The following is a 12877-nucleotide window of genomic DNA, read 5'->3' as shown; positions in this document are numbered from 1 at the left end:
TGAGTGGTAAATAGAAAAAAGTCCGGGAGTTTTCCCGGACTTTTTCTTATACCGCTGACTTTTTGATCTGCTTACTGCGCAACTGACCACATGCTGCATCAATATCAGTACCATGTTCCTGACGTACCACACAGTTGATGCCGCCTTTTTTCAGCGTATCGTAAAACTTCATGATGTTTTCCTGTTTGCTTCGCTCATACTGGATATGCTCGTCAACCGGATTGTATGGAATCAGGTTTACATATGCCAAGTGACGCTTGTTGTAGAGCATCTTCGCAAGCTGTTCTGCTTCTTCAACATGATCATTTACGTCATGTAAAAGAATATACTCAAACGTAATTCTACGGTTCGTTTTTTCAAGGTAGTAGTCGATCGCTTTCATCAGCGGTTCGATTGGGTATGCACGGTTAATCTTCATAATCCGCGTACGCAGTTCATCATTCGGCGCATGCAGAGATAATGCAAGGTTTACCTGAAGATCCTCATCTGCAAAGTCATAAATACGGTTCGCAAGACCACTTGTTGAAACCGTGATATGACGTGCACCGATTCCAAGACCCTTAGCTGAATTCACAACACGCAGGAAGCTCATCAGGTTATCATAGTTATCAAATGGTTCTCCGATCCCCATGACAACGATATGGCTGACGCGGTCGCCATCGCCTTTTTCGTCCATATACTTCTGAACACGCATAATCTGTTCAACGACTTCACCGCTTGAAAGGTCACGGCTTTTCTTTAACAGACCACTTGCACAGAATGTACAGCCGATGTTACAGCCTACCTGTGTTGTTACACATACTGACTGACCATATTTCTGTCTCATCAGTACAGTTTCAATCAGGTTACCATCCTGCAGCTTAAATAAAAATTTCACAGTGCCGTCCTGTGAATCCTGACGAATCTGAAGATCCAGTGTCTCGATGACAAAGTTCTCTTCAAGTAATTCACGGCATTCTTTATTGACGTTCTTCATATCTTCAAAAGTTGTGACTCTCTTACGATAAAGCCAGTCCCAAATCTGTTCTGCACGAAACTTCTTTTGACCATGTTCCATAAGCCAGGCAACAAGTTGCTCCAACGTTAATCCATAAATGGAAGTTTTCATTTTTACCCTCATTTCGAAAATGACATTCATTCTTCATTGTACGATGGGTTACCTGTTAATTGCAAGAGATTATCCAAAACAAATCACAAAACCTTTTTATTTTCAAGAGAAAATTGATTGCAGTCAGACATTTCTTTGAACAGGTTTCGTCTGAGCAAACCCCATGCAGATCAGTAATTGATCATGGCATAATTGAGTCATTGAATGACAAGGGAGGATGCTGTCATGCAACTTGGTATCTTAGATCAGGTTCCAATGCCACAAGGAACGGAACCAACTGATGTGCTGAATGATACGATTGAACTTGCACAATTTGCTGAAAAGATGGGGTATACACGCTACTGGCTTGCGGAGCATCATAATACAAACGGTCTGTTAAGCGCAGCGCCTGAAATTCTCATGACCCGGATTGCATCAGCAACTGAATTAATCAGGGTCGGTTCAGGTGGCGTTCTTCTGCCTCAATACAGCCCATTAAAGGTTGCAGAAATCTTCAAGACGATGGAGGCATTGTTTCCAGGTCGTGTTGATCTCGGTGTCGGCAGATCTCCCGGCGGCACTGAACGCACACGCGCTGCACTGACTGACAGCCGTGAGAGTATGATGGGCGCTTTCCCAAGACACCTTGATGAGCTACACGGCTTTATGCATAATGAGCTCCCAAAGCAGCATGAATATCGAATGGTGAAGGTTACACCAAGGACAGGCAGCGCCCCACCTGTCTGGGTGCTCGGCCTCTCACCCCGCAGCGCAAAGCTTGCAGCAGAACGCGGTCTTGGGCTGACTTTCGGACACTTTATTAACCCGGACAAATGGGAGGAAACGCTGCGTGAATACCGTGAACATTTCAAATCCGGTCAATTTAGGGAACCAACTGTGAATGTCTGTGTGTTTGTTGTCTGCGCTGACACGCAGGAAGAAGCTGAGCGTCTTGCCTTAACGCAGGATATGTGGCTGCTTGGGATTGAGAAAGGCGATTCACAGGTTCATTCCCCGGAGCGCCTGAAAGAGCGGGGGCTTTCATCAGCTGACATCGAGAAGATCCGACATAACCGTAGAAGAATGGTTGTCGGAACGCCTGAGAAAGTGAAAGCATCACTTGAAGAGCTGAGTGAACGTTATCAGACTGATGATTTTCTGCTGATTACGAATATTTTTTCAGCTGAAGATAAGAAGAGATCTTATGAACTTATTGCCCGGGAAATGCTGACGTAAAAAAACTCCCTGAAACCGCTCATTTGCAGTTTCAGGGAGTTTCTGATTATGAAGCCTTTTTACCTTTACCTTTGCCTTTACCAGGCTTTTCATTTTCAAGCTCAATTTCGTTTCCATCTGTGTCGTAAAGCGTGACACCAGCATGCTTTGCAGATCCGCGAAGCTCAAGCTTCTGGATATCTTCTGCTCCATTGATCGTTTCAACATTTTTATGCTGAACAACCACTGACTTCACTTCATTTCCTAAGAAGTCATATGCAGCACCCGCTTCTTTCGCGTGAAGCGTTACTTCAAGATCCGCAAGGCCTTCACCTTCAAAGCTTACGTTTGAACCGCGAACCATTACTTTATCAACCTTCATATCTTTTTCAGCAACAATATGAACATCGTCTTCAAAGATATTTACTTTCTTTTGCTTGTAATCAGCAAGGTTGATAACTTTCTTTTCAGGCTGCGGCTCTTCATCATCCGCTTCAAAACTGATCTGTGCTAACAGCGGATCATGGTCAGATGCGCGCCCTTGCACTTCCATGAAGTCAGAGTTAATGTGAACAATATCAAATACTGTCTGGTCAGCCAGGTTGTTGCTCACAAGAATGTGGTCAAGCACCTGTGCATTCCCTTCATAGTTATACGTATAACGCTCTTCTTTTTCCACTCCGTCAATCAGATTCGTCAGCTCTTCACCCTTCAGTGCTTCAAGTGGTGCAGAGAATTCAAAATCGTTCATATCACCTGCAACGACAATGTTTGCATCAGGCGACTGTGACTGCACGTCCTGCACGAAGCTGTTGATGATTGCTGCAAGCTCAACACGCTCAGCTTCACTGCCAAGGAACGGCGGCTGATTTTGACCGAATAGCGGCTGGTCTCCACCTTTAGAGTTCAGGTGTGTACCAACTACAATGACTTCCTCGCCATTGAATTCGAATTCAGCTACAACCGGCTTACGCGTATTCGGGAATTCTGATGGTGCAATACGTCCAGGATTCAGCGTTAGTTCACCGTCCACAACGTCAATTGCATCATTTGCTCCACCCTGCTCTCCTTCAGTCAGCTGAACACGTTCAGGGTTGTAAAGGAAACCGTTACGGATATTACCACCAGGCTGTCCGCCATCCTGCTTGTCTTCAGGAGCAACTTCTGTATAAGCATATTCAGGACCGCCAAGCGCGATAATGTCATTGATCAGACGCTGAGCACTTCCCTCACCTGAAACCGTACCATCGTCTGTCGGACCATTTGTATCCTGCACCTCTGTCAGTGCAATGATATCCGGTGATCCAAGGTCATTAATAAATGAATCAGCGATACGCTGTGCTTTTTCATCACTTGTATTTGACGTATTCGCTGAAAAGTTCTCAATGTTATAAGAAGCAATCGTCAGCTCATCTTCTTTGTATTCAATTGTTGTAGAGTCCGGTTCAAGTCCACCATCAGTGAACGTTGGTACCTGACCATTCTTCACAAGTACTTTGTATTTACCAAAGCCGTAGCTCATCACACCAACAGCTGGTGTTGAAAGCTCATCGCCTGTTTTTACAACAAAGTCTTCATCATCTACATCGATAAATACACGCTCAGGGTTGAAATCGTCAGGCTTTACAATCGCGCCGCCAGCCTGCGTATACACTTCATCTCCCTTGTTCGGAAGCACTGCAATTTCACCGTACTTCTGAGGACCGCTCGCTGTACCGCCAGCTACCTCAATGCGCATACCTTCAATGCTTTCATAAAAATCAATGCCATCCTCTTCAGGATCAAATCGTGCAAAATTGTCGTTATCAATCACTTCAGTCGGTACGTCGATTCCATTTTCCCCACCAATCACGATCGGTTCAGGAAGTTCAAGACCTGATGCTATTTCATTAATATTTGTTGATTCGATCTGTGTAACAGGAAGATCATTGTCAAAGCGGTCTCCGTAGCCTTCCACATAATACTCAAGAACCGTTCCGCTTACTTCCACCTGATCTCCTACAGATAGTCCGTGGCTTCTCTGATAAACAAGAATCCCTTCAGACGTACGAGAATCATCATCTGGAGTCAGTGACTGCATGTAGAAGCTGCTATCATTTACAACGTATGTGACAACGCCTTTTACATTAGGAACAGAAAGTCCTTCATAAGGTGAGAAGTGTTCTGCTGCCTGGATATCGTGAATTTCAATATCATCTGTCTGAATCACATAGCTGAATTCGGCTACATCGCTTGCTGTCATACCATCTTTTACAGCTACAGCTTTTAGATCAGTGTTTTCAGTGATTGTCACGCCATTTTCATAAAGACTGCTGTCTTCAGTCGGTACTGAACCGTCTGTCGTGTAATAAATTGTTGCGCCTTCAGTTTCTGTCGAAAGCGTCACTGTACCGCCTTCTTCTACAAATCCGCCTTCAGGATCAGCTTTTACAGGGCGAACCTGATTTGTATCAAAAATAATATCGTCTGTTGAACGTGGAATGAGCTGATACGTCCCTCTGAATTCTCCTACTACGCCATTTACAACTTCATACGTGCGGCCAGTCTGAATATCCATTTCTGTTGCCGGACGAATCACAATCTCATTTCCAAATTCATCTGTTCCATAATAATTACCGTTGCCTGAAGAAGCGATATTAACATTTGAAACAGTCACAAGCGTTCCTTCAAGCGCTTCGCTAAGACCTGTTTCAGGAACCGGCTGTGGTGCCGGCGGCTCTTCCTGACCAGTAACCACTACATCGTCAGCTTCAGCTGCAATTTGTGCGAGTCCATTATAGTCCTGAAGCTCACCATAGACAGAAATGATGTCACCCGGTGTAACAGCTGCTGTTGATCTGACAACAATGCCGGTTCCTGCATTCTGCATATAAATGTTGTTTGCGCCACCCTGGTTAAATACAGCACTCACTGTACCAGTTGTCGACACAATTGAACCGATTTCCTGATTTCTTACATCAGCAATACTTTCTTCAGATACAACTGAATACTCATACGTTCTCACGTCACTGTCATCCAGTCCATCTGCCGAAGCGTACACATCAAACGTTGTATCTTCAGTCAATGCGAATGGTGTAGTATATGCTTCATAATCTCCACCATTTTGAGAAACAAAGATCTCCGCATCTGCAGTTGAAGTAGAAAATGCCACTACTGTTCCTTCAGCTACCTGGCCTGCAGGTACGCTTGACTGAACAGCCGATACTTTAGTCGGATCTTCATAGGAAGTCCATGTGATGTTGTCGATACCAAGTTGACCTGCACCTATTTTTCTAAACTCAAGTACAAAGTTACCTTCAATTTCAATATCTTTTATTTCAACCGCAACTGTATTGTTTTCGGTTTCAGTTGCTAGATCAGGGGTTGTCCCAACTAGCTGATCGTTAATATAAACTTCAAACTGTCGGGTATTAGTATTAGTAAACTCTCTTTCTAAATCAAATGATAACGATGAGATACCTTTATTGATTGGGGATGATTTCAGATAAGATCCTGCATTTCTGATCGTCAAACTTTTACCAGTGATCACCCTGTCTGTTCGACCATCGGTGTATTCCCAAACGACACCATTCACTCCTTCAAATGATGTATCTTGATAAGACCCACTTGATGGCGCATTATCAAACGTCTCTGTAAAGCTTGCCGCTTTTGACACAGATGAAAAAGGTGTCAGCAGGCTGAGTACCATGACTAAAGCTACAAAAACCGAAAAGTGCTTTTTGTAAGATTGCATGTACGTATTACCTCCTGGTTATGTAATCGTGCAAATTTAATACTAAAAGAAAAGTTTGGATTTCTCTACAATATTTAGAATCTTTACAAACAATTAATAAGATAGTCCCTGTAAGCGGATACAAAACACATTCTTTTTACTTATGTAACATCTCTTTTTCAAAAACTGTGACTTATTTCACCTTCATTCACAATATTTCGTCATGGGAAACCAGTTTTTGGGGGTAGTGATAAAAAGTTTATAAAAAAACAAGCCCTGGCGCTAATGCCAGGGCTTGTTCTAGGACTTCTTTCCAATAATGCCGTAAAAAAATATATTCGTGATATCCTCAGTTAACGGGAGAATCCGCTCATAGATATCTTCTCTCTGAAGATAATCCTTCATCATTTGGATATAAAATAAAATCGCCTCGTTTGACAGATTTTGATCCACATACCCCTCTTTTTTCCCTTCATCAAACAGCTGAATAAAATAAGGCAGCGCTTTTTCAGCATAAACCTGTTCAATATAGTTACCCTCTTCTGCGTATTCCTTCATCAAATACTGATAAAACTCCGGATGTATATTAGTTGATACCTGCTTTTTATTAAAAATAAGACCTTTAATTTTGTCAGGAAAACTTTTATCACTTCGGACAATCTCTTCAAATTGATTAGATGCCTGATCTACATAATAAATGAATACCTCATGAATCAGGTTATGCTTACTTTTAAAATAATTATAAATCGTTACTTGTGATACCTGGGCTTTTTTAGCGATATCTGCGATCGATACCTTCTGAATACCAAGCTCACTGAACAGCTCCATTGCTGCCTGAAGTATATGCTGTTTCTTCAGCTCACGCCTTCGCTCAAAACCATTCATGCTGTCACCTCTTTTTCTCTGGCGTACTATCATTATTTTATCAAAAATATGAAATATAACAATGAAATGACTTCATAAAGTATTGTATTTTTGCTTAAATAGGTATATTATGAAATATACAAACATAAATATTTCATAACTTTCAAAGGAGGGTCTCTTATGACCATTCTTCAAACTAACCATTTATCTAAAAGGTTTGGTAAATTCCTGGCGCTGAATGATGTAAATCTCTCTATTCAAAAAGGTGAAATTTTTGGCTTTATCGGACCTAATGGGGCCGGGAAATCCACTACGATTCGGATACTGTTAGGAATTTTAAAGCCCACTGCAGGCAGCTCTTCTATATTCGGTATGGATGTATGGAAGGAATCTGTCGATATTCATAAACGCATTGCTTATGTGCCGGGTGATGCTAACCTCTGGCCGAACCTGACAGGCGGAGAAGTAATTGATCTATTTTTAAAGCTGAGAGGCAGCAAAAACCCGGATAAAAAACAGGAGCTGATTGAAAAGTTTCAGCTGGACCCAACGAAGAAGTGCCGTACCTACTCAAAAGGAAACCGTCAGAAGGTAGCGCTTGTAGCTGCTTTTGCTTCAGATGCTGAGCTTTTCATTCTTGACGAACCGACCTCCGGACTTGACCCATTAATGGAACGTGTATTTCAGGAGTACGTGCTAAAAGCAAAGGCAGAAGGAAAAAGTGTGCTGCTTTCGAGTCATATTCTTTCTGAAGTAGAGCGCCTGTGCGACCGCGTTGCGATTATCAGACAGGGGGAAATTATTGAATCCGGTTCACTCGATGATATGCGGCATCTAACAAGAACAAATTTAATTGTAGAAACAAAAGAGCCGCTAAATGGCATCAGGGACATCCAGGGCGTGCATGAGGTAGTTGAAACGGAGAAAGGTACATCTTTGCAGGTAGATGCTGAAGCGCTGGATCTTGTGATTAAAAAAGTGAGTGCACTTGGCATCCTCAGACTCGAGAGCACTCCGCCAACACTTGAGGACCTGTTTATGCGCCACTATGAGGGGACAGGAAGTGATCGGACATGAACCGGAAATCTTTTCATCAGACCGGTGCGTTAATCAGGTTTTATTTGCGGACTGACCTTCTTAGATTAGTTATCTGGATTCTTTCCATTACTGCTCTCACCCTTCTGACTGCATGGGCATTTGAAGATCTGTATCAGTCAGAAGCTGAACGGATGGCGGTAGCTGAAACGATGAGAAACCCTGCAATGACTGCGATGGTTGGTCCTGGATATGGCCTTGAAAATTATACAACCGGTCCAATGATGGCTCATCAGATGTTGCTTTTCACAGCGATTTTAGCTGCAGTGATGACTATTCTTTTAACAGCAAGACATACACGCGGTGATGAAGAGGATGGGCGGCTGGAGATGATCGGTTCACTTCCTGCCGGCAGACTCGCGCCATTAACCGCTGTACTGATCACAATCGGTCTCTCACAGCTGATACTTGCACTGACACTTGGTGGGTCTTTGACTTTGCTTGGCATTGAAACACTTCCTGCACCAGATTCATTTTTATACGGTGCAGCGATTGGCGCCACGGGTCTGTTTTTTGCAGGAGTGACCGCATTATTTGCTCAGCTGGCAGAGAGCAGCCGCGGAACAACAGGATTCGCTTTCTTAATCCTTGGCGTCTCCTATATTGTAAGAGCACTTGGTGATGTCAGTAACGAAACTGTTTCCTGGCTTTCTCCCCTTGGCTGGGCGCTTAAAACAGAAGTATACGCGAACAATTATGTCAGCCCCGTGCTAATCTTGATTGCAGGCAGCCTGTTGCTTGTCGGTGCCGCTTTCAGCTTCCTGTTAAAAAGAGATCTTGGCAGTGGTCTGCTGCCTTCAAGACCCGGGCGGCGCCATGCGTCTCCGCTATTACTCAGCCCATTCGGACTCGCACTCAGACTACTCCGAACAAGTATCATTGTATGGGGAGTTGCCCTGATGGTAATTGGTGCCTCCTATGGCTCAGTACTCGGTGACCTGGAGTCGTTTTTTGGGAGCAATGAGATGCTAAGCAATATGGTTGATCCGGATAGTGGTCTCACACTGACAAAACAATTTGTTTCTATGCTGATGGCGATTATGTCCATGATGGCTGCAGTGCCGGCACTGATGTTTTTCTTTAAATTAAAATCTGAGGAGAACAAAAACCGGACAGAAAACTTATACGCAAGGGCAGTTTCGAGACAAAAAGTGTTTTTAAGTTACCTGGGCATCTCTGTACTTTTCGGCTCATTGATGATGGTGATAGCAACTCTCAGCCTATGGGGCGCATCTGTTCAGGTAATGGATGATCCTATGGCGCTTGGGACGGTCATGTTATCAGGGCTCGTTTACCTACCTGCAATCTGGGTGATGATCGGTCTTGGTGTACTATTTACAGGTATTAAAACGGGAATTGCCTCTGTTGCATGGGGTTATTTAATTTACTCATTTCTTGTCGTCTATCTCGGTGGGCTTTTACAGCTGCCTGAATGGCCGGCTAAGCTGTCACCGTTTGGACATGTGCCGCAGATACCGGGAGAGGATTTTAGCTTTATACCTCTTCTAAGTTTAATTTTAATTGCTGCACTCTTATATGCAGCAGGTGTTTTCAGTTATAAGCAACGTGACCTGAAAGGTTAATAAGGTGTTATATAATTCGTGCCCACCTTCTATAAAAGGTGGGTATTTAATATTGTTTAAATATGACTTTCAAACTATTATTAGAGTAAGGAAATAAAAATGAAATTCTTTTAAAAAGCGGGGGTCAAATTATTGAAAAAACTACTGATTTTGATCGCAGTACTCATTATAGTTGTTTCATCGCCTATAATAATATGGTTTTCAAGAGATCAAACAGAATTGGATGTCAGCATAATCGATTATACGGTTCCTGACGAAAAGTACCGTGAACACCACAGTTTAACCTGGCTACTAAATCATCATCATTATCAAAAATCTGATGGTACTGAATTTAATGAAGAAAATGATTATATCGGATTGAAGACAGATGAACAGGCTGAGTCTGTCGACAATTATCTTTTCCCTTCGTCATTGACGGGAAAAGATTTAATTTATATCGCTGATACTTATGGCGTGTATGAGTCTGACCTGCCCTGGTCTGCAGATGGAGAAGCTACACCCGGGAGCAGCGACCTGATTGAGGGTGGGCTGAAGCAGGAAGAATGGAACCTCATTAAAAATCAGGTATTAAGTGAGGATACTGACCTTGTAATGGAGTTTAATTCTTTTGCTTCTCCCACAGCTGACAATGTAAAGCAGGATGTCATGGAATTTATCAAAGCAGATTGGACAGGATGGATCGGCCGTTACTTCCCTTCACTCGAAGGCGAAGAAGTGCCGTCATGGATGATTGATCAATATGAGAAATCCCAGGGTGACTGGCAGTATGAAGGTGAAGGATTTATTTTACTGAACGAATCTTCAGACCGCATGCTTGTCCTTGATCACAACGACTTTGATGATACAACAATCAGATTAAATTTTACTGAAAAAGGAACAGAACTTTTTGAACTTGAAGAGAGTCCCGGTTATCGTTATTGGTTCGATATTTTGATTCCTCAGGATGAAGAAGATGTCGCAGCGTGGTATGACTGGGCGCCAAATGCTAGGGGCAGTAAAAAGTTGCAGGATGCAGGTATTCCAGATCAATTCCCTGCTGTAATGCATCATATAAAACAACAGGCGAATGTTACTTACTTCGCCGGAGATTATGCTGATGTTGAAAGTCTGCCGTCTTTTTTCCAAGTGTCAGGCATGGCAACCGTTCAGAGCTGGTTATCACCTGAAACATTTTCTCCTGATAAAAGCTTTTTCTGGCGGACAGCAGCTCCACTAATTAAAACAACTTATGATCTTGCTGCAGAAAAATCAAATGCTGCAGCAGGTCAAAGTTCAGCCGGGGAAGCACAGGCTTTTATCAACGACATTTCATATCCTGCAAGAATAAACGAACAACAGTATGAAGTTTACCGCGACAGTGAATGGCAGCCAATCACGATCAAAGGCGTTAACATGGGAATGGGTAAACCCGGCTACTTCCCGGGAGAGGCTGCAATTACAAGAGAAGAATATGATAGATGGTTCAATATGATTGGAGAAATGAATGCCAATACAGTAAGGGTCTACACGCTCCATCCGCCTGCATTTTATGATGCACTTGCTGCATACAATGAACAGGCAGAGGAACCTATTTATTTGATGCATGGTGTCTGGGCGGATGAGGAACCGCTTGAGGAAACACTTGATGCTTTTAACGAAAAAAGTACAGATGCTTTCAGAGAAGAGATGAAGCACATTACTGATGCCATTCATGGAAATGCGAATATTGACCACGTACCTGGTCACGCTTCCGGCGTATATCGGTCAAACGTTTCTCAATATGTGATCGGCTGGATGATTGGGATCGAATGGTACCCGATTATGGTTGATCAAATGAAATCAAAGTATCCGGACATGGAAGACTTTTCGGGAGACTATATTTCCACTGAAAATGCAGATCCGATGGAGATCTGGCTGGCAGAGCAGTTCGAATACCTTGTCAAATACGAGCTAGAAGAATATCAGAGCATGCGGCCATTAAGCTTTACGAACTGGGTTACAACAGATAACCTTGAGCATCCGGCAGAGCCATCTGAACAGGAGGACCTTGCTACAGTGGATCCGAACCATATCTCTGTATCAGGTGATATCAAAGAAGCAGGTATGTTTGCTTCTTACCATGTCTATCCATACTATCCGGACTTTTTAAACCTGGAGGAAAAATACACAGAATATATCGATCACAGAGGCGAGCCTAATAACTATGCAGGATATTTAGCTGACCTGAAGGCAAGTCACGATCTTCCTATACTCATTGCAGAATTCGGCATACCGGCTTCAAGAGGTAAGACACACGAAAATCCATTCGGATGGAACCAGGGCTTTATTGAAGAAACAGAGCAGGGAGAGATCCTTTCAAGGCTGTACGAAGATATGATTCACCTTGATATGCTCGGAGGTCTTGTTTTCACGTGGCAGGATGAGTGGTTTAAGCGTACATGGAACACAATGGATTATGACAATCCTGACAGGCGTCCATACTGGTCAAATGCTCAGACAAATGAGCAGCAATTCGGTCTTCTGAGCTTTGATAGGCATCTGGGAAGAATTAATGGAGAAAAAGATGAAGATGCTAAAAACCTTGGACAATACTCAGGTCAAATTGAAGAACTAAAGACGTTGCATGACGAACGATATCTGTATCTCCAACTTGATATAGCGGAGCTTTCAGATGGTTTCTTTGACGACAAGTGGCTTGACCTTTACTTCAGTATTAGATCTGATAAAGGGATTGAAACCGGTAAGGGACCAGCACACTTTAGAGCCAGATTCAAAGGGCAGGAAGCTGACTTAGAAGTAGCCGGCGACTATGATACTTTTTACTTTGATTATGCTACAAAACTTGGGATGATTCCTCAGAATGAAAAACCAGACGAATTTCACCCAATCCGTCTGGCGCTGAATAAAGCGTTTATCAGACCTGATACAAATGAGCAAATGCCTTTTGACAGCTATGAAACCGGTGATTTAAAGTTTGGAATTGGGGATCCTGATCACGAGGACTACGATTCACTGGCTGATTATTATTATACTGAAGAAGGTTTGCTTGAAGTCCGCATTCCGTGGATGCTATTAAATGCCAAGGACCCGAGTCAACGTGAATTTATGGGGAATATCATGCAGGACGGACTGACATCATCAATTGAGATTGAATCAATTAATATTTCGGCAGCGGTTGTAAGTAGTAAGAATCAAGAAGTAATTGAACAAACACCATTTGAATCCTACACATGGGAAAAGTGGGATATTCCAGAATCTGAAGAAAGATTGAAAGATTCATATTATATACTTCAGGAACAATTCGAATCTATAGAGTAAGTAAAAATCCGGAGCCATTTTAGC

7 protein-coding genes are annotated in these 12877 nt (G+C 42.9%); 4 read left to right on the top strand and 3 right to left on the bottom strand.

Annotation, left to right across the window (positions count from 1 at the left end; all coding sequences use genetic code 11):
• Nucleotides 1–46: 46 nt before the first annotated feature.
• The gene (gene rlmN / locus ACH6CZ_RS07245) at nt 47–1108 is read right to left on the bottom strand and encodes a dual-specificity RNA methyltransferase RlmN (RefSeq protein WP_322419899.1); all 1062 of its coding nucleotides are present in this window, start codon (nt 1106–1108) and stop codon (nt 47–49) included.
• Between the two features lie 225 nt (nt 1109–1333).
• Between rlmN and ACH6CZ_RS07240 the strand changes: the two genes are divergently transcribed.
• Nucleotides 1334–2323 carry an LLM class flavin-dependent oxidoreductase gene (locus tag ACH6CZ_RS07240; protein ID WP_374096761.1) on the top strand — a complete coding sequence of 330 codons (990 nt, stop codon included), beginning with the start codon at nt 1334–1336 and terminating at the stop codon, nt 2321–2323.
• 46 nt (nt 2324–2369) lie between these two features.
• Here ACH6CZ_RS07240 and ACH6CZ_RS07235 read toward each other — a convergent pair whose 3' ends face one another.
• A complete protein-coding gene (locus ACH6CZ_RS07235) occupies nt 2370–6035 on the bottom strand; it encodes a chitobiase/beta-hexosaminidase C-terminal domain-containing protein (protein ID WP_374096760.1) in 3666 nt (1221 codons plus the stop codon).
• A 279-nt stretch (nt 6036–6314) separates the two neighbouring features.
• Nucleotides 6315–6899: a TetR/AcrR family transcriptional regulator gene (locus ACH6CZ_RS07230; protein ID WP_374096759.1), complete on the bottom strand. Its 585-nt coding sequence runs from the start codon at nt 6897–6899 to the stop codon at nt 6315–6317.
• Between the two features lie 159 nt (nt 6900–7058).
• Between ACH6CZ_RS07230 and ACH6CZ_RS07225 the strand changes: the two genes are divergently transcribed.
• The 3 genes from ACH6CZ_RS07225 (at nt 7059) to ACH6CZ_RS07215 (ending at nt 12853) form a co-directional block, all read left to right on the top strand.
• Entirely contained in the window at nt 7059–7955 is an 897-nt protein-coding gene (locus ACH6CZ_RS07225) for an ABC transporter ATP-binding protein (protein WP_374096758.1), read from the top strand.
• Entirely contained in the window at nt 7952–9556 is a 1605-nt protein-coding gene (locus ACH6CZ_RS07220; RefSeq protein WP_374096757.1) for an ABC transporter permease, read from the top strand. Before ACH6CZ_RS07225 ends, ACH6CZ_RS07220 begins: the two co-directional genes overlap by 4 nt.
• 132 nt (nt 9557–9688) lie before the next feature.
• Entirely contained in the window at nt 9689–12853 is a 3165-nt protein-coding gene (locus ACH6CZ_RS07215; protein ID WP_374096756.1) for a hypothetical protein, read from the top strand.
• The last annotated feature ends 24 nt before the right edge of the window (nt 12854–12877 follow it).

It is taken from the genome of Jeotgalibacillus sp. JSM ZJ347 (genome assembly GCF_044383825.1).
Taxonomy (GTDB): domain Bacteria; phylum Bacillota; class Bacilli; order Bacillales; family Jeotgalibacillaceae; genus Jeotgalibacillus.
The sequence above is the reverse complement of the archived record's forward strand: the minus strand, read 5'-3'. Positions and strand labels throughout refer to the sequence as shown.